We start from the raw sequence: 24,248 nt of genomic DNA, 5'->3' as shown, positions 1-24,248 counted from the left end.
TATGAAAGTGAAAGCAATGGCGCTGATGCTTGCTTTGGCAGGAATGGCACATGCGTCCGTCAATACCAGCATTCATGTTACACCTGAGTCGAATTCACAAACTCGAGTTGTTGATCAGGGGTTATCTCACCTTCAGTCGACACAGTGGGGGCTGACAGATGAAGAATGGGCTCGATATCAGGACATGATCCGGGGGAAAACTGGTATCCAGTCGCCGGGATTGGATCCGTTAACCACCCTGGGTATTGAAGCTCGCAGCGATGCAGAGCGGCGGCAGTTAGCAGAGAAGTGGGTTAAAGAAGAATTTCAGCGAACTGAAAAGATTTTGAAATTTCAGCGTGAGGTGGATGCTGCCTGGGGGCGCATTTATCCGAATGCATTGCCAGTCAACATGGGTAATGCGGGCGGTGTCGCACACGATAACGGTGGTCGATTGGCGTTATTTGTGAAATCCAAGGATTGCGGCAACTGTAATTCACGTCTCGCGGCCGTTCTGGCGGATGATCGCCCGGTTGATATCTATCTGGTCGATAGCGGTGGGGATGATAACAAACTGCGTGAATGGGCCAGAGAGCGCAATATCTCAGTAGAACGCGTGCGTAATCGTCAAATCACATTGAACCATGATGGCGGTCGTTGGATTCGCTTTGGTAATGGACTGATGCCAGTGTTGTTGCAGCAGGGAGAAAGTGGATGGCGTGTCGCTGCCTTCTGATGCTGGTTATATTCAGCATTTTTTCTTCCAGTGTTAACGCATCACGACAACCGGTGCCTGACGGGTATCAGCGTGTTGCGTATTTACATCAGGTTCCGCCTGAACTGTTTTATGCACAATCATTACAGGAGTCTAGCCGCAAGCTGCCTCATGGCATTCGCCCCTGGCCCTGGAGTCTGAATGTTCAGGGGAGAAGCTATCAATATGACAGCCGGCTGGAAGCCTGGCAGGCACTACAACGTTTTCTGAAGACGGTTCCACATAAAAACATTGATGTTGGATTAGGGCAGGTTAACTGGGGTTGGAACGGTCGTCGTTTTGCAAACTCCTGGGAGGCGTTTGAACCCTACACCAATCTGAATGTTTCAGCACAAATTCTACGTGAATGCTACGAGAGAAAACCGGGCAGTTGGCTACGTGCTGTTGGTTGCTACCACCATCCAGCCGGCGGTGCTCCGGCTGCCAGATACATTTCTGCGGTGCAGCGCAAATTGGCCATGATTGAACCTTCGACAGCTTCCCATCTTCCTGAGATTACTCCTACCACTCAACTTGTCTGGATCGAACCCCGGAGTGTCAAATAAATGAAAATTATTTCTGCATCTGCGCTGTGTTTTCTGGCGATCCCGTTCTTTGTTCATGCAGAACTGAATGTTGTCGCCGATTTGGGAGGGAAAGATACCGCATCGTTCTTTGATGGTATTAACCGCCAGGACAATAACGAAGCCAATAATACTGAAATCCGCACCTGGAAAGGTCAGCCAGGAGAGGGAGCTATGCTGCCGGTGCTGACACCAGAACTGACTGTTGGTATTGAAGCGTCAAGAACGCTGAATTTGCCTGGAATTGGTGCGTTATTTCTCGTTGGAGACGATCCGGTGTCACGTTCCTGGTTACAGATGAATGCTGCAAAATTGGGCCAAATGCAGGCGGTTGGCTTAATCGTCAATGTAACGGATATGGTAGAGGTTCAGTCCCTGCGAACGCTGGTTCCTGATGTGCAGATGGCTCCTGCGTCAGGTGGTGAGTTAGCTCGCCGATTACAATTGCGACATTATCCCGCGCTGATCACGGAGACCTCTGTATCTTCAGAGGTACAACCATGATCCCACAGCGTCCATATCTGGCTGAGGCTGTGATTGCAGACCCTACCTTGATTGTTGTGCCTATTCTTTTTTTCATTCTTACTGTTGCCGTTATAAGCATGTTATTCCGCTGGCGTGGCAAAGCTAGCGTGCGTCGCCATCGGCGTTATCGTAAAACGGCCGAACGCTTGTTAAAAAGACTCCCTACTTTGGCAGGCGATGCGCAGCGTTTTTCCTATCTCCGTCGTGTTAATCCGTATGTGTTCGAAGAACTCCTTTTACTGGCAATGGAGCGTCAGGGATTAAAGGTGATTCGCAATGCATCATACAGCGGTGACGGCGGATTGGATGGGCAAGTCTTTATTGAAGGACAACGTTGGTTAATCCAGGCAAAACGCTATAGCAGAGCAATAGATCCCGCGCACGTCGCTGCGTTCTCGGCATTACTGATACAGCATCGGTGTTGCGGACTATTTATTCATACCGGACGTACTGGGGCTAAAAGCAAGCAGTTCACAACGTCAAATCATAACAGGACTTTTCCCCTTCATATCATCAGCGGTCAGCAATTACTGGCATTGTTGGCCGGCAATCCGATTTGGATAAACTTAAAAGGTAGAAAATATGAAAGTTTCCATTAATTACTGGTATGCAAAGCTATTGGTAAAAGAGATTAGTATTATGTTTTATCGCGTGTTGATTATGTGGCCGAGCCTTATCGTTGGCTCATTATTATTTTTATTTCTCATGATGGGCTCATTGACGGGTGGTTTAGAGCCACTTTATTCAGATGCATTGTCATCTCGGGCACAAGCATATCAATCCGCTCCTTCTGGATATATGAATAAAAAACACTGTGTGGAATTGCCTACAAAAATGACAATTAGCAATTGCGTGAATAAACCGATGCCATTATCAGAAGTTATTCATCAAGATCTTAAAAGTGTTTATAGCTTTTATTGTCTTCTCGTCCTTATCTCAATGTGCATTGAGGGACTTTATCGTTTCTGGCTGTCCCATAAGATGAGTAGAGGCGTATATGGATATGGTCACGGTGGATCCGTCTCCGCAAAACAGAACTGGGATCTGTCGTTAGCATCACCGACGTGGGGGGAGGATGACCGGACGCCAGAACATAAGAAACTTCCTTGGTGGCGGCGGTTCACAGGGAGAAAAAACCAATGAGCGATCGTTATGTCATTGAGGCACTGCTACGGCCAGCCGTTGAGTTGAATACAGCCGCAGTCTCTGCCACAGCCGCATTTGTCTGTATACAAGCGCCCTGGGCGATAGCTCTGGCCCCGTCTGTCAGTTATGTGACGGCCGGTGGATTTGCTGTTCTGGCCATGGTACGAACCCGCCAGGGAATGAAGGTACTGCGTTACCGGCGTAATTTACGACGACTACCGCGTTACGTTATGAGTAGTAAGCAAATACCAGTCAGTAAACGGCGGTTGTTTATCGGTAAGGGATTTATGTGGACGCAGAAACACACTCAGCGGCTGCGTGACACGCTACGTCCGGAAGTAGAACGCTACATTCAGCCATCAACGTTATATCAGGCAGCTCGTAAACTGGAGAATGTGTCAGAACACAGTTTGCCTTGGCTTACCAGGTTGTTAAGCGTCGATTCTCCGCTGAACCCAGTACGACCTTTGCCACCTGTTGGCGGGAAGCCGGTTTTGCATGGTATTGAACCGGATGAAGTGGATGTCACCATACCACTGGCTGATCGCCCCGGGCATACCATTGTTTTGGGTACGACTCGTGTTGGAAAAACACGGTTGGCCGAACTGTTTATTACCCAGGATATCCGCCGTGGTGATGTGACGATCGTTTTTGATCCAAAAGGCGATCCTGATTTATTACGTCGTGTATGGGCTGAAGCACATCGAGCTGGGCGAGGTGATTCGCTTTATATTTTCCATCTGGGCTGGCCTGAGATATCAGCACGCTACAATGCGGTCGGAAGATTTGGGCGCGTTTCTGAAGTGGCATCACGTATCTCAGGGCAATTGGCTGGGGAGGGTAACAGTGCGGCGTTTAAGGAGTTCGCGTGGCGTTTCGTAAACATTGTAGCCAGAGCTCTGGTTGCATTGGGTGAACGGCCTGATTACACGTTGATTATGCGTTACGTCAACAATATTGCGGACCTGTATCTGCGCTATGCTGAGAAAATCATTGAAGAAGAGCTGCCCGAGCTACAACTGCAGATACGTAATAACCTAGGGGTACTCTCTGATGAAGATGTTCCCCGAAATATGCAGGGCCAGCCTAATAGCGTTGGCATCTGGGCGATAGAAGTTGCATTAAGCTCTGAAGCTGGCAAGGCACTCTATGATCCGATTCTCGATGGTCTGCGTAGCGCGGTTCGCTATGACCGAACCTATTTCGACAAAATTGTTGCCTCCCTTCTGCCACTACTGGAAAAACTGACGACGGGTAAAACGGCGTCCCTTTTGTCGCCGGACTATCTGGATATGCATGACTCACGGCCCATTTTTGATTGGGAACAAATTGTTCGCAAACGGGGCGTTGTGTATATCGGTCTGGACGCCCTTACAGATAGTGAAGTTGGTACTGCTGTGGGGAACAGCATGTTTGCCGACCTTGTCAGCGTTGCTGGCCATATTTATAAACATGGAATTAATGCCGGGCTCCCGCAACAGAAAGAGGAAAAGGCTGTTATCAACCTGCACTGCGATGAATTCAATGAACTTATGGGCGATGAATTCATTCCGTTGATAAACAAGGGCGGTGGCGCCGGTGTTCAAGTAACCGCCTATACGCAAACGTCATCGGATATCGAAGCGCGTATCGGCAATGCTGCGAAAACGGCTCAGGTCATTGGTAACTTCAATACACTGATCATGCTGCGTGTCCGGGACAACAAAACCGCAGAATTGCTTACGACGCAGCTGCCGCAGGTTGAGATCTACAGTAAAACGTTGGTTTCCGGTCACTCGGATACGGCTAATGTTGAGACTGGACAGGATTTTACTTCAAGCACACAGGACCGTGTCGGCACGATAAAAACTCCACTGATTGAACCGTCTGATGTCGTCAGCCTGCCTAAAGGCCAGGCGTTCGCCCTGCTTGAAGGTGGCCAGTTGTGGAAAATCAGGATGCCACTGCCGGCGAATGATTTGAATGATGCAATGATGCCAGCCAATTTGCAGGCTGTCGCCACAGAGATGCGCCGTAACTACCGATCCAGTGAGGGATGGTGGAACGGTAGTTCAGTCGGGGGGGAGTAATATGGCTGAACCTGCGCGTAATCCCTCCCCACAAAAGCCAGAGCGGCAACATGGATTACTTTATAACGTATTGTGGGGCTGGCCATGGAAGTTGATTGGTATCATTCTGGGCTCATTATTGTTGAGTCTGCTGATTGAGTACGTGGGTATTGCATTCTTCTGGCCAACAGAAGGAGCTGCACACAGTCAGCAGGTAATGAACACTGAACTGGGCTATTTATCGTCAGAATTCAAACGTAGTCTGTTGTTTTCCGAGCCCTCTGTCACCGTAATCCATTGGATCAACACTGGCTATCACTGGGCGTTTATCAACAGTGGCTTTATGGATTGGGTTAGTAACCAATATCAGATGCAGGCAGACAGTCATAGTGAGCTCAGTCGTAGCTTAAACGCCTGGAGTGGTTGGCTGGCACAATCATTGCGGGAATATTTGCTGGCTACTGTCTATGTCACGGTAGTTACCCTGGTTAGGGTCACCATCCTGGTTCTCTCGATACCCTTGTTTGCGATGGTGGTAATTGTTGCCACTGTTGAAGGACTGGGGCGTCGTGACTTGCGACGCTTTGGTGCTGGCTATGAATCCAGTTTTCTCTATCACCATGCCAAACGTCTGGTGAAACCCGCGTTTTATGTGCCCGCTATGCTGTATTTGTCCTGGCCGATGGCTGTTTACCCTAATTTATTACTGTTACCTGCAGCATTGCTATTTGGTACTGCAATTACAGTAACGACGGCCACATTTAAAAAATATCTTTAATTTTAGAAGAGGATAGACGGTAATGAGTGATGGATCCTGTCAGGCGGCTGTCGCTGCTATTCAGTTTGCGCTGGAGCTGGATGCGGATGAATGCAAGATGTTCCTGCGATACTGGAATGAAGGTGAATTCGATATTCTGCGGGAAGAATGGGTTGATATTCCAGATGAGGTATTTATTGGCGCAGATCCTCTTTTTCAGAAGATGAGTGTCTCTTAATTGAGCTGGACGAAGGCATACAAAACTTGCTTTTGTGTGCCTTCGTCAGCAGGCAAGCCGCTTGCGGCGCGTCAGTGCCTATAGAATGTGCAGAGAATCCCTATGAATATTACATTGAGAATCAAGGGAGAGTGTACGCCTCTATTTTATGAACCCATAAAACAAACCTATCAACCCTATTAAAAGACTGACTATTGAGATTCTTTGCTCACGTTTTGCTTTTCGTTGATTTGATAAATATATTTCATTCAGCGACTTAGATAATTGTAGAATACCAGCATGATCAGTGTCTGTCTTTTTTTGCAAATGTAATAGCTGTAATTTAATGTTTTCAGGAAGATCCGCGAAAGGATCATTCTCTTGATGCCAAACGATAAGGTTTCTGATTTTTCCTAACGGCTCATCAGGACAATCTTTTTCGTTAAGATAGTCACTGAGAATAAGATTAAGCACGCTAGATATTTTTTCTCGTTTTACACCCCATCGTTCAGCTAAAAGATAAATATCTTCATTTTTCATTATCCCCGCATTGATTGACTTCTTGATAGTCTCCTTACACTTGCGTCTTTTGATGGATTGAAATATGTCGTTTAGCATAAATGATAGTAAGGCTATATATGCTACAGATAAAAGTGGAATGGCTAGTGATGCATAAAATGCCGAATTGTTAATAGAATCCATGTTAGTTCCTGTTGCATGAATGTATAGGTATATATTTCATCATAAATTTTAGACATCGCAGATAGAGTTTATCGCTGACCAACCCTCCCTGATTCCTCATCCTATGTGCACCGTCAACTCACTGTGAGGTGTGCATGTTTTCTCCCTCAGCCCGGCTTGCTTGTCTGATAGGTGCTTCATTGCTGTTTACTCATGCGGCGAATGCATCAGAGAAAGACGAGCTAGCCAGCACACAACGCCTACTCGATCAGGTTCAGGCGTCGTTGGAACGAGCTCGCGTTGTCGCTGCGCAATCTGACCCCGCCGATCGTGCCCGATACCACTTCGACTATCAACGCATTACTGCGGATTTGAATGCCATCAGAGCGGGTATCGATACCTACTTGGCACCATCCCGGGCACAACCTCGGGAAGCCAGTTCTATTGCGGGGAACTACCGTCGGGAGAGTCCCTGATATGTCTATGACTGCCGCACAGTCTTCAGCCTTTAAATCAGCATCTGGTTTCGATCCCCAAATACTCAGCCTCATCTGTATCGGCTTTCTGCTGGCCTCGCTGTTTTTGTGGGCTGCCTGGGCATTAAGTGACGTCTGGAATGGGTGGGCTAACGAGAAAGTCAGGGATGCTGCGTTGGGCAGGTTTGTATTACGAGCTGTGATCTTATTGGTTATCAGTATTTGGATGTTTGCCAGTTAATTTTGTCTACACAAAGGAATTTATCCATGTTTATGCTTCGCCGTCTTATCGCGTTCTTGTTCTACATTAGCGTGTTATGCCAATCCGCATTTGCTGCTTTGCCCGGCATTGAGGCTCCACAATCCAGTGCTGGTTCAGGAATGATGGGGCAGCTCAAAGGCTATCTACAAGATGGCATTACTCTGGGTGGGCTGCTGGTCGCGGCCATTATGTTTATTAATGTTGCGATTGCTGCTGGTCATACCTTTACTGAGGTTCGCAATGAACGTGCAAGCTGGACAAAATTCGGCGCTATCGTCGTAGTGGGGGCTCTCTTGCTTGTCCTCATTATCTGGTTGCTGGGTAAATCTGCCAACATTATTTTGTAAGGTGGCGGCATGCTGACCATTCCTTTTTTACCCGATCGCCTGAATGCCGAACCCGTGGCATTTCGAGGATTTACCACACCAGAGTTGGGGCTTGCCGCGTTGTTTGGGATTCTTGCTGGCCTCCTGTGGTCCGTCTTCCTTATTCCTCTTGCTGGATGGGTCATTGTCCCGACAGGAATGTTATTGACTCCTTTATTGGCAGTTGGTTTCGGTGGTAACTGGATAGCCCGAATTAAACGCGGTAAACCTGAGAATTATATCTGGCAAAAATTGGGGGAAAAGAAAAGACGTATTGGTGTAGGGGATGAGACGTTGATTATTCACTCTCAAGGATGGTCATTACGCCGTAGCCACGCTAAGGGACGATCATGAGTATTTATCGTAACGCGGTGAGAAATCGTGATCAGCATATCCTGACATTACGTATGGCTTGTGGTGTTCTGGTTGTCCTGCTACTGGTCACGATACTCGGCTGGATGCAGGCACCCAGCAATTTGACGGTTCACAACCCTCCAGACCTCCGGGCGGGTAGTACCAAGCCCTGGTGGGAAGTGCCGGCACCTACTGTGTACAGTTTCGCGTTTTATATTTTCCAGCAGTTGAATGCCTGGCCAAAAAATGGCGAACAGGATTATCCCAGCAAGATATTTAGACTATCCCCGTACCTGACGCCATCCTGTCTGGATTTTCTGAATGCAGACGCGAAAAAGCGCTCCCTTGGTAACGAGCTCCTGGATCGTGTTCGTGTGGTTTACGAGATCCCCGGACGTGGATACAGCGCGGAGAGTGTGGATGTTATCAGCCGTGATAACTGGGTTGTCCGTCTGGATTTGGTGACCGATGAGTATTACCACACCGAACCTGTTAAACGGGTACTGGTGCGTTACCCGCTAAAAGTTGTCCGTTGGGATGGGGATGCAGAGCGTAACCCGTTTGGTCTGGCACTGGATTGTTATGACGGTATGCCGCAGCGTCTGGAAATTTCACATCAGCCTCAGCCAGAGAAGAAAAAGGGGATGATGCAGTGAAAATGAAACCTTCCACAGCTCAGCGACTTTTTCAGCGCGGTTTACTGGCATTGTTCATGACGGGGTCATTGCACGCTACCGCTGATGAATTAATTAAATGGGAGCGGATCCCGCTGCAGATCCCACTAAAGGTAGGGCAAGAACGCGTTATTTTTGCGGATAAAAATGTTCGTGTCGGTTTCCCGCCGGCATTGAATGACAAGTTACGCGTTCAATCGACCGGTGGGGCGGTTTATCTCAAAGCGGACAGTGCATTTCCTCAAACGCGGTTGCAGTTACAGGATCTGGAAAGCGGCGAGATTATTCTGCTCGATGTGACTGCGTCACCGAATGGCCCAACAGAGCCTGTTCGTCTGGTATATAGCGGTGATGTCACTACGGTAGATAGCAGCGATCGTCCTGCTAAGGTATCCGGGCATAGTGATTCATCTTCCACTACCGGAGCGAAGCCAGACACGAAAGAGTCTAAAGCGCCTCGCTATAACGCCCCCCTACCTGTCGTTCTGACGCGTTTTGCCGCGCAAACACTCTACGGGCCATTGCGTGCGGTAGAGCCTGTGAGTGGTATTCATCCCGTTAACCCTCGTCTATCTGGGAAGATCACGACCTTATATCCCTCTGAACCGTTGGATATAACCACGCTGTCAGCCTGGGGAGTTGGGGCGCGCTCCGTTGTGGCGTTACGTGTTCGTAATACGTCCAGCCGAAAGATTGTCCTCGATCCCCGGGTTCTTCAGGGACAGTTTGTTTCTGCCACGTTCCAGCATCGTTGGGTAGGGCCAATAGGTTCACCAGAAGACACGACAACATTATACCTGGTCACCGATAGCCGTCCGGAACTGGCATTTGTCGCAGAGCCGGTCGCCAAAATGCCGCCAACATCAGGTAAGGCCAGTAAGAAGGAACGTGTTCATGCAAATTAAGTCCAATACGTTGGTCAAAGTGATTGTGCCATCGGTGCTGGCCATCGGTGCACTGATTGGCGTAAAGAGTTGCCAATCAGATTCACCCCAGACACAGAATGCCGCTGATACAGCAACGACAACACTGGGGTTGTCTCCAGATGAACTCAAAGCGTTGGGCGTCGCGGGTGATACTCCCCAGGATACGTTACGTACGTTGGTCGGCTCGTTAAATCAGGTGCGCAGTGATTTAGGCAGATTGAGCCAGCAAAATGAGGACCTGAAAAAACAAAATGAGGCATTGACCCGCCGTAGTACCGATGTGTCAGGGCAAGTGAATGAAGCTGTTTCTGGCGTGCAGCAGTCCTACGATACACAGCAAAAACGCTTACAAGATGAACAGTTACGGCTACAGAATAAAATTCAGGAACTGACCGATAAACTGGCGAATACGATGAGTAATCCCGGTGGCCATATTAGCGGAGGGAGTAACTACCAGGACGCCTCTGGGCACGGTGATATTCCTCTGGGGTTAGGGCTGGACGGCATGGGAAGTGGTACCAGTGGCACCTCGTCGCAAGGCGCAGATGGGCTGATATGGGTACAGCCAAAAGATCAGAAACCCACTGATCCTAATAAGGTCTCTAGTTCTGGTATGCCTGCATTACCTCAGTTTCCTACCTCCTTTCTTAACGACAATGAGTTAACGCGCCAGAAAGCGGCGTATGAGCAGCAGGTGAAAGGGTACTCGAACGAAAAAAATGAGGTTACAGCAGAGCCAGTTTACACCTTACCTGAGAATTCCACCCTGATCGGCAGCCGGGCAATGACGGCGCTGTTAGGGCGCGTCCCGATTAATGGCACTGTGACTGATCCCTACCCATTCAAGGTACTCATTGGTAAAGACAACCTAACCGCAAATGGTATCGATTTGCCCGATGTAGAGGGGGCGATCGTGTCGGGTACTGCCAGCGGTGACTGGACGTTGTCGTGCGTTCGTGGCCAGGTCAATAGTATTACGTTTGTGTTTGCCGATGGCACCGTTCGCACATTGCCGCGCTCTGACGCTAATGGTAACAGTAATAGCAATAATGGCGGTAACAATCAGGGGGAGAGTAGTACCAGCGGTGGTATTGGCTGGATTTCTGATGAAGCGGGGATCCCCTGTATCGGCGGGGAACGCAAATCTAACGCATCGACCTATCTGCCCACCATTTTTGCTTTGTCTGCTGGTTCTGGTGCTGCCGGTGCGCTGAGTCAAAACCAGCAGACGACGCAAACAAATGGCTATGGTGGGATGACCTCCTCACTCACGGGGGACGCGGGCCAGGCGGTTCTTGGTAAGGCGCTGGCCGGTGGTCTGAATGAGACGACTGACTGGGTGAAACAGCGTTACGGCCAGACATTTGATGCGATTTATGTCCCGCCAGGCATGCGATTAGCCGTGCATATTACCAGGCAACTGGCGATTGATTATGAAGACAAGGGTCGCAAGGTTCGGTACGACTTCTCGTTACCGGCTGATGGTAGTAACCAGCGTGGTTTGGATTGAGGAGGCGAGATGGAAACCATTCACGCCTGCTGGGAAAACATCTGGATCTTTAGTACGGCATCCGCAACCGATCGGCTACGGATTGATATTCACTATTGTCAGTCCGATTCTGAATTATTAGCCAAGAGTCTGGCTGAATCAGCGCAAGCATCGCTTTACTGGGTTAATGACGCACTATTTCTTGATGTTGGTAGCCATTGTATTCCGGTGCTGGAAGGCTGCTTTTTTGTCAGACAACTACCGCCCGCATCACTCAAACGCTTTGAACTGGCCTGTTTTCTGGAAAAACAGACCGATCCATTCCTGATGGCCATCGAACAGGGCCATCTTAATGACTGGCACACCGTACGGATGACGGTTGCCGAATTATCCCGTCACCCGATGTGTCGGTCATTTTCGCTCATTGCCGGTCATTTTCATTTATTCCGACGTTCTGGAGAAACACATGCCTAAATGCCAGATTATGGCCACACTGCTTGTTATGGTGTTATTGAGCGGGTGCTCGACCTCAAAAGAAGAAATGCTGCCAGCTGGTGAGCACTCCATGCTGGAATTATGGAATGGTGCAGATGGAGAGGGAACAACTCGACGTTCAGCCCAGGCCAGAGATGTATTACGCCGACCGCTGAGTGTAACTGAGCTTCAAACGTCGTTACATGACGATCGGAGTTACAGCCGAACTCAGGAGAGCGAAATCAGTCAACAGTTTCCCCGCCTGCCGAACCCAGACATGGTGATATATATTTTCCCTCATTTGACTGAGGGCAGTACACCCGTTCCCGGATACAGCACGGTATTTCCCTTCTATAGCCAGACCCAGTATGCGATGCCGGGTGAACGCGTGGAGGCGCTGTAATGTTCTCACTATTTAATAAAAAGCGCCTATCCCGCTCTCGTGAAACGCGTGTACCTGATGACGCGATCGGCAATCTTGCTGAAGGTATTTCAATTCAGGTTGCCGGACGAGCATCACTGCAACGTCCTGGGAATATGACGATTCAGGATGAGGTTAGGCTGAACCATGCTAATCCCTCAATCATCGATTACCTGCCGTGGGCAGAGTTCTTGGACAGTGATAAATGTCTGTTGTTGGATGATGGCATTTCTGTCGGAGCGGTATATGAAGTCTCTCCCGTTGCGACAGAAGGACGTACGGAAGAGCGCCTGGAACAAATCCGCGATACGGTCGAGGATGCGATACAGGACAGCTTTGAAGAACTAGATGAAAACCCCTGGGTTGTGCAGTTCTTTTGCCAGGATGAGAACAATGTCGATACTTATGTCGATCGCCTGAGGGGCTATGTCAAACCCCATGCGCAGGGCACACCGTTCTCGGAAGCCTGGCTGAAAGAGACTGAGCGACATTTACGGGGGATTGCCCGTTCTGAAGGTCTGTTTACTGATACCAAAATTACTGGCCAGCCCTGGCGCGGTCAGCAGCGTCGTACGCGCATTGTGATATACCGCTGGATTGGTAAAAACAACCGAGACCCGATGCCGCCGATCTCTATGCTCAACCAGGTCTGTGAACGTGTGACCAGTGCATTGTCTGGCGCAGGAGTAATGTGTGTGCGACAGAATGGTCATCAGGTGCATGGCTGGTTGCTGCGTCATTTTAATCCGTCGCCGGAATGGGTGGATAAAGACACGTTATATCGTCAGGCAGCCTATTTTGATCGACGCGATACACCTGATGGCACTATGCCGGTATTAAACGATTTCACGGAGACGCTGTGGTTCAATCCGCCACGTTCGGATGTGGAGAACGGCGTATGGTGGTTTGATAATCAGGCGCATTGTGCGTTGCCGGTCGAGAAATTACGGCGCCCACCAAAACCCGGAGCGATTACAGGGGAAATGCTCCGGGGAGAAAAGATCAATGCGTTAATGGATCTCTTTCCGGAAGGTACCACCCTGTGTATGACCATAGTGGTACAGCCGCAAGATAAACTGGAAGCTGATTTTACCCGGCTATCCAAGAACGCAGTCGGCGAGAACACTGAGTCTGGACGTGTTCGCCAGGATGTTAAAACCGTCAAAGAGTATCTGGGAAATCGGCACAAGTTGTACCGTGCCGGACTGACATTTTTGTTGCGTGCCGATGATGTGGAAACGCTCAATCATAAACGGGTTGAACTGACGACCGTATTGCTGGGAGCAGGCTTGCAGCCGGTGCGGCCAGAGTATGACGTTGCTCCGCTGAATACCTATTTACGCGCCTTGCCCATGTGTTTTAACCCTGAAACCGATAAGAAACACTGGTATACCCGGCTAACGTGGGTACAGCATCTGGCTGGGTTATTACCTGTAACGGGTCGTGAAACGGGTACGGGTAATCCTGGGATCAGCTTTTTCAATCGTGGGGGAGACGTATTTTCATTCGACCCGTTGAATAAAAGTGATCGCAGCCAAAATGCACATAAATTGATCTTTGGACCGACTGGTGCCGGGAAGTCAGCAACGATGTGCGCGATGTTATCGCAGGTGATGGCTATCCACAGACCCAGACTGTTTATTGCCGAAGCCGGCAACTCATTTGGGCTGTTGGCCGATTATTTTGAAAGCCTTGGTTTGACGGTGAATAAGGTCAGTATCAAACCGGGTAATGGGTTGAGTCTTCCGCTGTTTGGTGACGCTTATCAGTTGTTGAACAGTGATGTTCCTTTGGCCATTGATGCAGATGCACTGCCTGAACTGGACGCTGATACAGAGGAGCAGGGTGACGATCAGGGGGATAAGAAAGAGAAACGGGACATTTTGGGGGAAATGGAGATTTCAGCCCGCATGATGATCACCGGTGGTGATGCGAAGGAAGAAGCCGAGCTTAAACGAGCCGATCGCGCAATGATCCGTGAAGCACTGGTGATGGCCGCGAAAGCCTCTTATGCCGCTTCTAAACAGATGCTTCCGTCCGATCTGCAACGCGCATTACTTGATATTTCCATGGATACTGAGCGCAATGAGCAGCGTCGTACTAAAGCCGCTGAGATGGCTGAATCGCTGAGTATTTTCACACAGGAAGGGAGTTTTGAAGCAGAACTGTTTAACCGTGAAGGGCAGCTCTGGCCAGAAGCTGACGTTACGCTGATTGATCTGGGGTATTTTGCGCGTGAAGGGTATGAAGCGCAGATGGCATTGACCATGGTGTCACTGACGAACACCATCAACAACATTGCTGAGCGTGATCAATACAAGAAACGGGATATTGTTTTCGCTGTTGATGAGGCGCACATTGCAACGGTTAACCCGCTGTTGGCGCCCTATATGACCAAGATCGTCAAAATGTGGCGAAAATTGGGGGCCTGGCTCTGGCTGGCAACGCAGAACCTGGAGGATTTTCCAGATGCAGCCGGCAAAATGCTTAACATGGCTGAATGGTGGCTATGCCTGGTGATGCCAAAGAAAGAAGTCGATGATATCAGCCGTTTCAAATCCCTGACGGATGAACAGAAATCGGTGCTGATGTCAGCCAGTAAACTGGATAAATGTTACACCGAGGGGGTCGTATTATCGAAGAACGTCCAGGCGTTGTTCCGTGCCGTTCCCCCCAGTTTGTACCTGGCGCTCGGTATGACAGAAAAAGAAGAAAAAGTGGAACGACGTCGTCTGATGAATGAATTCCATTGTTCGGAGCTGGAAGCGGCAATGCGGGTCGCCAAAGCATTAGATAAAGCCCGTGGTTTGGTTGAGCAGGAGAAAGCTGCAGCATGATGACATTGAAATACCCTACGCCGACGATCCAAACGGAGAGTGGCCATTTTCCCATGCTTTTTAGTCTGAAACCGCAAGGCGAGGCGGGGATTTCCCTGAAAAACGACAGCGAACTGCAACAGCTACGTGATGCTATTCGTCAGCGTTTACCTATGCAGTGCAATGTAACGTGCCATCCTCACCGAGTCGGTACACGAGGTGCGGTAGCGCTGCATTTTGATGGCGGACACGGTATCGGCCCCTGTGTTGATATCCTGATCTCTGTTGCCGGCACAACGAGTTGGCCAGAGATTGATGATTACGATCATCCCCGTTGGTACATTTCTGTTCCAGATGCTGTTGATGTGGTTTACCTGGTTCTGTATCTGAAAGAAGTTGCGACTAGCGCATAGAGAATTGACGCTGTTGCGACAGCTCAGTAATTAAAATCGCGATTGCATCAAGAATAGTGAAGACAGACGAACAGAGCCTCAGGTTCGCTGGGGCTCTTATTATGAACAATATTCAGTCATCGTCATCATCCCATGTTTCTGGATGTCCTTCACAAAAGCTGCAGCCAGTCATTGCGCTGAATTCATTTACATCTGTACTGTGATGACCGCAGAACTCACACTGGCCAATAGATTCGAAAAAGCTAAAACAGTGTGTGCAGAAATACCCCTCTCCAAGTTCACAAACAGAGTGGTCGGTATCACATTCGGAGCAACCAGCCGGAGTGGGGGCGTAATGGTACTCGTCCGGTGAGCAACTACTCGTATCAAAAAGCTCATAACGGGAAACAGAATGCTGGCATTTAGTGCATTCAAAATCCGTTTCATCCCAAGCGATTAAACTTTGCGGCTTATTGCATTCAGGGCATGAAAATTCGATGAGCTTGTCCTGAAAAGAACCGCACACTAAGCATGACGACGTTTTGACAGAATAATCATTTATTTGTAAAAGCACTTTTACTGGTGAGGCAGATTTTTTGCACAACTTACAGTTGAGAATTTTATCCCCATTTTTTTGATGTCCTTTGATCACGTGTTTGATCTGGTCGAACTTAATATCGGCATAGTAAGTGTTTTTTATTAGAAGACTCATTTCTTGCTTGGCGAGATAGTTTCCCAGAGCCCCTTCAAAAAGTGACTTCCAGTCTTCGCGCATCAGGCGGTTCAACGCAAACCAGGCGTCAGCTTGCTCGGCCAGTAACTTCGCTTTGTCTTCTTCCGAAAAGGCATCATGATAAAAATGGACCACGCGATTGCGGTGTTGGCGGATTTTGTCAAAGGCTTTAAGGGTGGCGGGTGGCAGAGGTTTTTCCAATACATCGCTTAGCCGCTCACAGGCTTCTGCAAAGGTGATGGATTGAAAATCACCTTCGCGATACTTTTTGCGAACAATTTTCTTTCCGCTGCATACTAGCGACCAGTGTTCATGAGCAAGCGGTACCTTAAGTAACAGCTCGACGGCCGTCCAAAAGCTGACGATGGAATGGGTTGGTGATGAGGCAAACTCATCCTGTGCCTTTTGCAAGAAGTCCATACTGTTATTCAGTAGTCCCTGAACCTCTGGGGAAAGTTCAATACTGTCAGTCCTTAGTCTTCGGATGTTCATACGCCTCCGGTTGGTGAAAAATTATTGGAAGTGGCCTTATTTATGTTTCGGTTATTGTAATCCGTAAATTTTCATTTATTCGAAAAGAGTTTACCGCTGTTTATCTCCCTCACCTGCTGCAACCTGAAGGGTATTTATTAACCTAGAGGAGTGCGGTGATGAACGGCAAAATTTATGCTTTTCTTCTCCTGTTTTTACCTGCCCCATTATTGGCCAATCCCGTTGTTTATACCGACCAGCAACACCCTCCCAGCAATCTGACACCCGAGACTCAGATAGTTTGGCTGGATGCGCCGGAACGGTTGCAACATTCCGTGTTTGGCGAGTTTCCAGCATCGATGGAGCAAGCGACAGAGCAGGCTCTGGCTGTCATGCGTTCTCCGCAGTGGCAACAGCATGAGAATGACCTGCAAACGGCTTATCGTGGCGTTATACATGCGTGGGAAATCGGTGTACGAAAATATCCCGCAGTTGTTTTTGACGATCGCGACGTGGTGTACGGCACGGCCGATGTTGCCAAAGCGCTTGCATATAAAATGCAGGAAGGGGGACGACCATGAGTCGATGGCGAACCCGGTTACGGCCGATTGCAGTTGGAATTATGCTCACGACCGCGTGTGAGCCTGCTGCGATTGCTGCCGTTAACACCGCACAAATCGTTGCCAGCGCTATTTCTCCAGGGTGTATCAGCTGGCGTGTCAGTGGCATCTGTTACTGGCTATTCTGCACGAAATTCGGCTGTACCATTCGCACGTCCGTCAAAGTCACTCACTTTATTCCTGATGCAGTGGTATCCACGTATATGGCTCCAGGAGGCAATCCCTGGTCAGAAATGTCTCTGGTCAGTCAAGGTGCTGGCGGGTTGGAAAGTACGGTGACCAGTGGGTTAAGCGGGGTCACTGCCGGCGGAGGGAACGCGGCAGATATTAAAGATCCGGGGCGACGAAAATCCAATATCAAATTCAAGTATGCGGATGCGATCGGCCACCCAGCCTCGACCCTCATCGGTGGACAAATTCCCGGTTATTCCTGCGATAGCGTTGCCACTCCGCTCATGCCGTATTTTCTGAGCACACTGGATTCTCTCGCCTGGCGAACGGGAATTCCTGAATCGCTGTATCCTGAGGCGCTCATTCCTGGCCAACGCGAAGTGGGCAGCATGGCGTCTGGAAATATGTGGGGGAATGTTTATCCCCGTTCTGGATTTGTCCAGCATACCGATGACGATAAAGCGTCCGCCGTTGTCGCCCAACGTGTGGCAGACATTATTACGCGCTCTGGTCAACTGCACGTCTATCAGGCCCTGACGGGTTCCCGCCGCGATGGTTACTGGCCTCCAGAGCCTGTCGTGGAAAACACCAACAATCACAAGTGGCAGCGCTTATCTCCACAGCTAACGTCTTCCTGCGCGATCTTCCCTGATGGTGACCGCATGTCAGCGGAGAATGGCAGTGCAGTTTATACCCTCTGGCAACCCTATAGTTGCTGCCAACGCCGTGGTCAGCGGTTGTTATCTGTTACGAATTTTTAAGGAATAACGATGAACATGAAACTTTGTGTGCTGGCTATCGGGCTGCATTTGATTACGCCATGTGTTCTTGCTGATCAGCTCAATGTCAATTTGCCTCAGGCGAATAGTGGGGCGCTGGGGTATGGGGCTGATGTCAGTGGGGCTGTGTCCGACAAGCTATTTTATACGCTCGGTGGCGGCTCTGTGATTTCACAGCCGGCGACGCGCATCAGTATGCAGAAGTTGGGTGTTGATCTCGGTTGGAGCTCTGATCTGCAGTGCGGTAATTTCGATCTGAAAACGACGGTCGGCAATCAGTTGAATGGGGTGACATCTGGATTTAAAAACCTGATGGGGGAGGTTATTCAGGGTGCGACCGGTGCGGTCTCCAGTTTACCTGGTGCCATTATTCAACGAGCGAGCCCGGGTCTCTATGACATGCTAACTAACGGTGTGCTTCAGGCAAATGTGGCGTTTGATAAGGCCATGTTTAATTGCCAGAACATGACTAAACGGATGATGGATTTCTCTGATTCCAGCAAATGGACACAGTCTGCACAGGCAGATGAGTACAAACAACTGGTTAACAGCGGAAAAGCCGATGCCATTCAAACGGATAACGACTCCCAAAAACTGACCGGCAATAACGGCCAAAATTGGATTGGTGGTCAACGACGTGGTGGTAAAGGGCAGCCTGCTATTCGCCCAACGCATGATTTGGTCGCTGCGGGTTATAACATGATGAACAGTCAACCTGTACTGAGTACATCTTCCGTCAGTACCAGCAATTGTACGGGCTCTGTTTGTCAGAAATTTGCAAACTCTGAAGATGCGGCAAAAGCAGTTGTTCAGGTACTTGGCGATCGCTCTATGCGGACGTGTAAGGTTGCCTCTGACTGCACCAGTGGGGATGACGCCCAGCAACCTGGTACCACTCAGGCGGGAACGGGATTTGCCCCCATGTTGGAAGACGCAACGAAAACCAATCTGGAACAACTGGTGAAAATGGTTAACGGGGTGGAGAAACCAACGGCTGCGAACCTGGCCAAGCTGAAGGCAGGGAGTCTGACTATCACCAGTGGTGTTATCCGGGCATTACAACGCGATCCGGATAATGCGGCGTTAACCGGCCGACTGGCCAGCGAACTGGCGATGGCGGATACGGTCGAGACGGCATTACTGATGCGTCGTATGTTGATGACGGGTATGTCCGAACCTAATGCCGCTGCTCAGGAAGCTGCTGTTGATGAGGGAACCCGGCGTATTGAGTCGCTTGATCGGGAAATTAATGCACTGAAGAACGAGATGGAACTCAAACGCGAGCTGGCACGTAACTCAGTACTGACTATCATCGAACGGGAAAACAGTCGCGTAGAAACCAATCCGCAGAAGCAAATCCAGGACAATACGGATATACGCTTCAACCAGATGACGATTCCCGCCCAGAGTAACTAACTATGTCTGAATCTAAAAAGGCGCAGCCTCAATCTGCCATTAAGCGACTACGCCAGGGAACCAAAGTGCTGTTGCTCGCGTTGGCATTCTGCTCTGGCGTTATGTTTATTGCATTTCTGATCGCGAGCATTGGCGTGTCCTATTCGGATGAATTCCTAGCGCTACGCCACTGGATGCAGCGAACGAGCATTGGCTGGTTGGTTTGGCGGTTGACGCTGTATAGCGCACTGGGATGGGGGCTCTGGAAAATCTGGCATGCGCCAGGATGTAAGCCTGAGTATAAAGCTCCGCTGAAACGGATGGCCATCGTGAGCGCGATGTTTTTACTGGCATGTGAATACGCCATGTATATTGATACAGGGGCGGCGCGATGACCACGAACAGCTATCTCGAGTATTTTCTGACGCTGTTGGGCTGGGTCATTAATAATGGCCTGTGGAACATCCTGATTGGTACCGGGCTTTTTGCTGCGCCGCTGGCGTTTAAAGTTGTTGGTATCTGGATGAAGGTCAGGGAAGAAGGGGAGGATGAGGGCAATAAAGGGATGCTGTCACTGCCCCGTATCGAGAACGCGTTGTACGGTGCGTTCTTTGTGATGCTGGCTTGCTGCGTTCCGCTGATTAATCTGAGCCTGAGTACCATGCAATATGATACGTCTCGGGCGAAAATGTGTGGAACCTGGACAACGCAGTCTCCGGATGAAAGTGGATATTCAAGTGTGGTATCCAGCCTCGGCGATCAGACAGCGGCGGTACCCTTTTGGTGGGCTGTGGTACACCGCCTGTCAAAAGGCGTAACGCAGGCTGCGGTCGCAACCATTCCCTGTCGGCCGGATTTGCGTCAGGTTCGTTTTGAGGTGCAGAGGACCAACATCAGCAATCCGGCTCTGGCTGAAGAGCTGCAGGACTTTACCAACGACTGCTATGCGCTCGCGCTATACACGTGGAAGCAGCAAGACCAGGGGGCTACAACGGATAAGGATGTGCTGAAGGACATTGAATGGCTGGGCAGTTCAACGTTTCGTTCCCGTTATTATGGTGAACTGAACTCAAAAATGCCGCGGTCAAATTTTCCCTGGAACGATGCCAGGGACAGTGGCCGGCCGAATACGGGCCGGGGGGGGTATCCTACTTGTAATGAATGGTGGTCCGCCGCGGATACCGGTTTGCAGGATAGAGTAGTCAATCAAGCTGATCCTGGCATGTGGCTGCGTCTTTCTGCTGCACTGAAAATGATGGGGAAAAGCACCGCTGACTATAAAGAAGCGGTGATCAGGCGCCTGGTGAGTCCTCAGAGCCTAAATATCTCCCAGGGGGGGCAGGTTTATGCTGGTTACGGGGGTAATGCGGACTTCACTACGATGAATACCGTCAATCGGTTTGGTGCCATTGCCGGCGGCGCGTTGGGAAGTCTGGGAGCATTTCCGGCATTTGATGCCATGCGCCAGGCGCTACCGATGGTTCAGGCCATATTGTTGATGGCTGTCTGCGTCATGCTGCCGCTGGTTCTGGCTTTTGGTGTCTATGAATTCAAGGTCGTGATTACTTTAACGTTCGTGATATTCGCGCTGAATTTCCTGACGTTCTGGTGGGAACTGGCACGATGGCTCGACAGCTGGCTACTTGAAGCACTGTACAGTTCGGATACCCACAGCCGATTCAATCTGGCTGGTTTTCAGAACACTTCTGACGATATGGTCATGAACTTTGTGATGGGAACGATGTTTATCGTGCTTCCCACTGTGTGGGTAGGAGCATTATCGTGGGCGGGACTTGATATTGGTGGGGCATTGTCCAATGCGATTCAAAAAGGTCCTGCAGCTGCTCAAAGTGCTGGAAGTCAAGCGGGAGGGGCTGCTAGTAAAGCTATCGGTTCGTTTGAAGGGGGGGTAAAAGAGGGAATGAAATAGCTGATAATAAAATAAGGGGATGTTTATACTCCCCTTATTGGTCTTTCTCATCAAATGGTTCGTTGTAGTATATTTCATGAGGATTATAGGATGGAGTTCCAGGACCGTAGTAAACGTCAAAAGGGCCATTATGTGGATAGTTAGGATCATCTGGAACATAATGGTTTGTACTATTTGCATCGCTAGGGCGTCGCCCAAACATTACCGACACAAGTCCTGCAACAAATAACAGAATAGCAGAAAGGATTGCTCCGCCCAGCAATACACCAGATACAAACAACACAATCCCCGCAGCAACCGGAATATGACCTGCCCATTTTGGCAGATGGTGACGGCCAGCGGCAGCTACACATGCAGCATCCCACTGTATCAGTCGATTTTTTGTGCCTTTCCAGATACCAGCAGCCTTAAGTCCACGCTGATAGGCTCGGTTCTTTGCTGTGTTTTGCATCTGAATATCCTTCTCAAATGGAATATCTCATGGTTACATTTTAGTCTAGTGAAGGACGCAAATCCATCAAAGCTTGCGGTGCCGGGTGCATATCGTCATCATCATGACATAACGCACCAGCCTTCCTGGTTTCTTTTGCGAACCACTGGCATTCAGCGCATGGATAAATAGCGCCATGATCGATACAGCAGACAGATGGCAACCCGTAGATAATATGCCCCTGAGCGGTTCTGCTCGTCTGTTTGAATCTCCATCGTGAAATTACTCAAAGGTTTTATCCCAATCCGTGCCGATCCACAAAACTACCTGACTTAGTTTAAAATATTCCTGAATACTACCTTCGCATAGTCATCTGGCTTTCAGATAAGCTTTTCTGACCATCTCATTGGCAAACAATTCCGGATGATTTTACAATCATAGCACATACCGACCGGTTGGTATGTGCTATGATTGCGTTTTCTACTGGAGATAAATATGCAGCCCTTTATTGCTTACCTCGCGCTGACCGCCGCTATCGTCTCAGAGGTGACCGGCACCCTCTTTCTGGGAAAGTCTGAGCATTTCACCCGCCTCATGCCCTCCCTTCTTGCCATAGTCGCTTATGCGTTCTCTTTCTACATGCTCGCTCAGGCATTACGGGTCGTCCCGCTTGCCGTGGCCTATGCGTCCTGGGGGGGTCTCGGAATTATCCTCACAGCAGTCGTCGGCGTGGTGGTTTTCAGGCAAAAACCTGATGCGGCTGCGCTCGTCGGCATTGCGCTGATTGTTGCCGGGGTGGTCATTGTTAATGGGTTCTCAAAGATGAGTGCGCACTGATTATGAACGTTTCAGCACCCTCCAGAAAAAATCCTGAAGCCGTTCGCCTGCGGCTACTTGATGCTGCGGCCTGCCTCATAGCCAACAGGGGCTTTTGCGCGGTCAGCCTTAACGATATTGCCGAAGCGGCAGGCATCACCAAAGGCGGTCTGTTTCATCACTTCCAGGGCAAAGAGCATTTGCTCACTGCCATGTTTGAAAATGAGCTTGAATCACTGGATTCACAGATTGACACTGCCGTTATGCAGGACGGTGACCGGTACGGCGTTTTTACCCGCGCCTATATCCGGGCTGCATTCACGAGGTTACCCCGCCACTCTCCGTGGACAGCCCTGACGTTTTCTGCTGGCGCTTTACCGGGCCTCGCTGACCGCTGGACAAACTGGATTGCGGCACGGCTTGTCAGGCATCAGCAGACCGACAGTGCGCCAGAGCTTGAAACAGTCAGGCTTGCAGCCGACGGGTTCTGGTTAACGAGCCTGCTGAGGCAGCATAACGAGGAGGATGATAATAACAGGGCGCGTATTGAAGAGAGGTTAATATCGATGACCTTCAGTGAGGAAAAGCGGCGTACCTCTGCAGGGGAGACACCACTTCTCAGAGGGTGATTTCGCCTGATTAAGCCTGTCAGGGCAGGGCCCTGACAGGCTTGCAATTACTGTTGCTGAAGCAGCGCTTTAGCGATTACCTCCCGGAGGGTCAGGGTCGGTCTGCCGATAAGCGTTGAAAGGTCCCGACTCTGAGTATAAAGATCGCCTCTGGCAACGCCGGAATCGGCCATAGCCAGAATCATCGCCACACCGTCAGGTACGCCGTAATCAACCAGCATACTCCGATAGTCCTCTTCCGGCATGTCAACGTAGTTCACCGTCGTGTTCGTCTGGCGTGTCATTTCTGCAGCCACCTGCGGCAGTGTAAAGCTTTCATCTCCCGCGAGCTCATAGACCTGCTTCAGCGGTTTTTCCGACGTCAGGACGCAGGCAGCGGCGGCGGCGTAGTCTTCGCGCGAAGCCCCCGACAATACACCACTGCCGGCGCAGCCGAACAGCATGCCTGTCTGCAGCGACTGGGTAATATTCATGGTATAGTTTTCAATGTACCAGCTGTGGCGCAGGAAAACGGCGTTTTTACCGGTTTTCAGAACCATCGCCTCAGTTGCTCGGTCTTCCGCAGCGTATGGTACACCCGAGGAGTCCGCACGGAGCATGCTTGTATAGGCGACAAGGCCGACCGAATCTGAAGCAGCGATCGCATCCGTAACCGTCCTGTGATGCTCTTCACGGCAGCCAACGTCCGGCGATGAAATCAGCAACACTTTATCAACGCCCTTGAGGGCTTCATCCCAGTCCGAAGGACACGTGTAATCTCCCCGACGAACCTGAATACCCAGCGCTGTCATATCGCCGACTTTTGAAGGTTCGCGCACTGCTGCAACTATCTGTTCCGGCGGAACGGTTTTGAGCAGTTCAGAAATCACCAGACGGCCCAACTGTCCTGCTGCACCTGTAATTAAAATCATAACCACCTCTCATGTGAAAAATA

30 protein-coding genes are annotated in these 24,248 nt (G+C 49.9%); 26 read left to right on the top strand and 4 right to left on the bottom strand.

What is annotated here, in order from left to right; translation table 11 throughout:
- Position 1 precedes the first annotated feature (1 nt).
- From NXT09_RS12530 to NXT09_RS12495, 8 genes are read left to right on the top strand one after another with little or no spacing between them, the layout of a single operon-like run.
- Entirely contained in the window at positions 2-715 is a 714-nt protein-coding gene (locus NXT09_RS12530) for a TIGR03759 family integrating conjugative element protein (protein ID WP_268579889.1), read from the top strand.
- The gene (locus NXT09_RS12525; RefSeq protein WP_268580037.1) at positions 715-1,299 is read left to right on the top strand and encodes a lysozyme family protein; all 585 of its coding nucleotides are present in this window, start codon (positions 715-717) and stop codon (positions 1,297-1,299) included. Before NXT09_RS12530 ends, NXT09_RS12525 begins: the two co-directional genes overlap by 1 nt.
- On the top strand, positions 1,300-1,821 hold the full coding sequence (locus tag NXT09_RS12520) for an integrating conjugative element protein (protein ID WP_268579888.1): 522 nt from the start codon (positions 1,300-1,302) through the stop codon (positions 1,819-1,821).
- Entirely contained in the window at positions 1,818-2,441 is a 624-nt protein-coding gene (locus tag NXT09_RS12515; RefSeq protein ID WP_268579887.1) for a restriction endonuclease, read from the top strand. Before NXT09_RS12520 ends, NXT09_RS12515 begins: the two co-directional genes overlap by 4 nt.
- The gene (locus NXT09_RS12510; protein ID WP_268579885.1) at positions 2,425-2,985 is read left to right on the top strand and encodes a hypothetical protein; all 561 of its coding nucleotides are present in this window, start codon (positions 2,425-2,427) and stop codon (positions 2,983-2,985) included. Before NXT09_RS12515 ends, NXT09_RS12510 begins: the two co-directional genes overlap by 17 nt.
- A complete protein-coding gene (traD, locus tag NXT09_RS12505) occupies positions 2,982-5,057 on the top strand; it encodes a type IV conjugative transfer system coupling protein TraD (protein ID WP_268579884.1) in 2,076 nt (691 codons plus the stop codon). Before NXT09_RS12510 ends, traD begins: the two co-directional genes overlap by 4 nt.
- Position 5,058: 1 nt before the next feature.
- Positions 5,059-5,814, top strand: a complete 756-nt coding sequence (locus tag NXT09_RS12500) for a TIGR03747 family integrating conjugative element membrane protein (RefSeq protein ID WP_268579883.1) — start codon at positions 5,059-5,061, stop codon at positions 5,812-5,814.
- Between the two features lie 22 nt (positions 5,815-5,836).
- Positions 5,837-6,031, top strand: a complete 195-nt coding sequence (locus NXT09_RS12495) for a hypothetical protein (RefSeq protein ID WP_039313272.1) — start codon at positions 5,837-5,839, stop codon at positions 6,029-6,031.
- Positions 6,032-6,172: 141 nt separating this feature from the next.
- Here NXT09_RS12495 and NXT09_RS12490 read toward each other — a convergent pair whose 3' ends face one another.
- A complete protein-coding gene (locus NXT09_RS12490; protein ID WP_119871473.1) occupies positions 6,173-6,712 on the bottom strand; it encodes a hypothetical protein in 540 nt (179 codons plus the stop codon).
- A gap of 134 nt (positions 6,713-6,846) precedes the next feature.
- On the opposite strand from NXT09_RS12490, the gene NXT09_RS12485 reads away from it, so the two are divergent.
- The 11 genes from NXT09_RS12485 to NXT09_RS12435 are packed head-to-tail and all read left to right on the top strand — an operon-like array spanning position 6,847 to position 15,361.
- Positions 6,847-7,167, top strand: coding sequence for an integrative conjugative element protein, RAQPRD family (locus NXT09_RS12485; RefSeq protein ID WP_268579882.1), 321 nt, complete (start codon positions 6,847-6,849; stop codon positions 7,165-7,167).
- Position 7,168: 1 nt separating this feature from the next.
- The gene (locus NXT09_RS12480; RefSeq protein ID WP_119871475.1) at positions 7,169-7,408 is read left to right on the top strand and encodes a TIGR03758 family integrating conjugative element protein; all 240 of its coding nucleotides are present in this window, start codon (positions 7,169-7,171) and stop codon (positions 7,406-7,408) included.
- A 26-nt stretch (positions 7,409-7,434) separates the two neighbouring features.
- Positions 7,435-7,776, top strand: coding sequence for a TIGR03745 family integrating conjugative element membrane protein (locus tag NXT09_RS12475; RefSeq protein WP_268579881.1), 342 nt, complete (start codon positions 7,435-7,437; stop codon positions 7,774-7,776).
- Positions 7,777-7,785: 9 nt separating this feature from the next.
- Positions 7,786-8,148: a TIGR03750 family conjugal transfer protein gene (locus NXT09_RS12470; RefSeq protein WP_268579880.1), complete on the top strand. Its 363-nt coding sequence runs from the start codon at positions 7,786-7,788 to the stop codon at positions 8,146-8,148.
- A complete protein-coding gene (locus tag NXT09_RS12465) occupies positions 8,145-8,804 on the top strand; it encodes a PFL_4703 family integrating conjugative element protein (RefSeq protein WP_268579879.1) in 660 nt (219 codons plus the stop codon). Before NXT09_RS12470 ends, NXT09_RS12465 begins: the two co-directional genes overlap by 4 nt.
- Before the next feature lie 56 nt (positions 8,805-8,860).
- Positions 8,861-9,727: a TIGR03749 family integrating conjugative element protein gene (locus NXT09_RS12460; RefSeq protein ID WP_268580036.1), complete on the top strand. Its 867-nt coding sequence runs from the start codon at positions 8,861-8,863 to the stop codon at positions 9,725-9,727.
- A complete protein-coding gene (locus NXT09_RS12455; RefSeq protein ID WP_268579878.1) occupies positions 9,717-11,258 on the top strand; it encodes a TIGR03752 family integrating conjugative element protein in 1,542 nt (513 codons plus the stop codon). Before NXT09_RS12460 ends, NXT09_RS12455 begins: the two co-directional genes overlap by 11 nt.
- Positions 11,259-11,267: 9 nt before the next feature.
- Positions 11,268-11,711 (top strand): hypothetical protein, encoded by a 444-nt coding sequence (locus tag NXT09_RS12450; RefSeq protein ID WP_268579877.1) that lies wholly within the window; start codon positions 11,268-11,270, stop codon positions 11,709-11,711.
- The gene (locus NXT09_RS12445; RefSeq protein ID WP_268579876.1) at positions 11,704-12,114 is read left to right on the top strand and encodes a TIGR03751 family conjugal transfer lipoprotein; all 411 of its coding nucleotides are present in this window, start codon (positions 11,704-11,706) and stop codon (positions 12,112-12,114) included. The genes NXT09_RS12450 and NXT09_RS12445 overlap by 8 nt, the downstream gene beginning before the upstream one ends.
- Entirely contained in the window at positions 12,114-14,969 is a 2,856-nt protein-coding gene (locus NXT09_RS12440) for a conjugative transfer ATPase (protein WP_268579875.1), read from the top strand. Before NXT09_RS12445 ends, NXT09_RS12440 begins: the two co-directional genes overlap by 1 nt.
- On the top strand, positions 14,966-15,361 hold the full coding sequence (locus NXT09_RS12435) for an acetyltransferase (protein ID WP_116164806.1): 396 nt from the start codon (positions 14,966-14,968) through the stop codon (positions 15,359-15,361). The genes NXT09_RS12440 and NXT09_RS12435 overlap by 4 nt, the downstream gene beginning before the upstream one ends.
- Before the next feature lie 112 nt (positions 15,362-15,473).
- On the opposite strand, the gene NXT09_RS12430 is transcribed toward NXT09_RS12435, so the two are convergent.
- Positions 15,474-16,493: a hsdR gene (locus tag NXT09_RS12430; RefSeq protein WP_268579874.1), complete on the bottom strand. Its 1,020-nt coding sequence runs from the start codon at positions 16,491-16,493 to the stop codon at positions 15,474-15,476.
- Between the two features lie 230 nt (positions 16,494-16,723).
- Between NXT09_RS12430 and NXT09_RS12425 the strand changes: the two genes are divergently transcribed.
- Genes NXT09_RS12425 through NXT09_RS12405 form a run of 5 tightly spaced genes read left to right on the top strand, consistent with a single transcriptional unit; the run spans position 16,724 to position 21,439 of the window.
- Entirely contained in the window at positions 16,724-17,125 is a 402-nt protein-coding gene (locus NXT09_RS12425; protein ID WP_268579873.1) for a TIGR03757 family integrating conjugative element protein, read from the top strand.
- Positions 17,122-18,096, top strand: coding sequence for a TIGR03756 family integrating conjugative element protein (locus NXT09_RS12420; RefSeq protein ID WP_268579872.1), 975 nt, complete (start codon positions 17,122-17,124; stop codon positions 18,094-18,096). Before NXT09_RS12425 ends, NXT09_RS12420 begins: the two co-directional genes overlap by 4 nt.
- Positions 18,097-18,105: 9 nt before the next feature.
- Positions 18,106-19,530, top strand: coding sequence for an integrating conjugative element protein (locus NXT09_RS12415; RefSeq protein ID WP_268579871.1), 1,425 nt, complete (start codon positions 18,106-18,108; stop codon positions 19,528-19,530).
- Positions 19,531-19,532: 2 nt separating this feature from the next.
- Positions 19,533-19,904 carry a hypothetical protein gene (locus tag NXT09_RS12410; protein ID WP_268579870.1) on the top strand — a complete coding sequence of 124 codons (372 nt, stop codon included), beginning with the start codon at positions 19,533-19,535 and terminating at the stop codon, positions 19,902-19,904.
- Positions 19,901-21,439, top strand: a complete 1,539-nt coding sequence (locus NXT09_RS12405; RefSeq protein ID WP_268579869.1) for a conjugal transfer protein TraG N-terminal domain-containing protein — start codon at positions 19,901-19,903, stop codon at positions 21,437-21,439. Before NXT09_RS12410 ends, NXT09_RS12405 begins: the two co-directional genes overlap by 4 nt.
- Before the next feature lie 34 nt (positions 21,440-21,473).
- Here NXT09_RS12405 and NXT09_RS12400 read toward each other — a convergent pair whose 3' ends face one another.
- Positions 21,474-21,890, bottom strand: coding sequence for a hypothetical protein (locus NXT09_RS12400; RefSeq protein ID WP_268579868.1), 417 nt, complete (start codon positions 21,888-21,890; stop codon positions 21,474-21,476).
- 474 nt (positions 21,891-22,364) lie between these two features.
- On the opposite strand from NXT09_RS12400, the gene NXT09_RS12395 reads away from it, so the two are divergent.
- Both NXT09_RS12395 and NXT09_RS12390 read left to right on the top strand, forming a co-directional pair.
- Positions 22,365-22,706 (top strand): DMT family transporter, encoded by a 342-nt coding sequence (locus NXT09_RS12395; protein ID WP_268579867.1) that lies wholly within the window; start codon positions 22,365-22,367, stop codon positions 22,704-22,706.
- Between the two features lie 2 nt (positions 22,707-22,708).
- A complete protein-coding gene (locus tag NXT09_RS12390; protein WP_268579866.1) occupies positions 22,709-23,314 on the top strand; it encodes a TetR/AcrR family transcriptional regulator in 606 nt (201 codons plus the stop codon).
- Between the two features lie 47 nt (positions 23,315-23,361).
- Here NXT09_RS12390 and NXT09_RS12385 read toward each other — a convergent pair whose 3' ends face one another.
- Entirely contained in the window at positions 23,362-24,225 is an 864-nt protein-coding gene (locus NXT09_RS12385; RefSeq protein ID WP_268579865.1) for an SDR family oxidoreductase, read from the bottom strand.
- Positions 24,226-24,248 lie beyond the last annotated feature (23 nt).

This window comes from Pectobacterium jejuense (genome assembly GCF_026800125.1).
Taxonomy (GTDB): Bacteria; Pseudomonadota; Gammaproteobacteria; order Enterobacterales; family Enterobacteriaceae; genus Pectobacterium; species Pectobacterium jejuense.
Note: the sequence above shows the minus strand (reverse complement) of the source record. Positions and strands in the feature narration are given on the sequence as shown.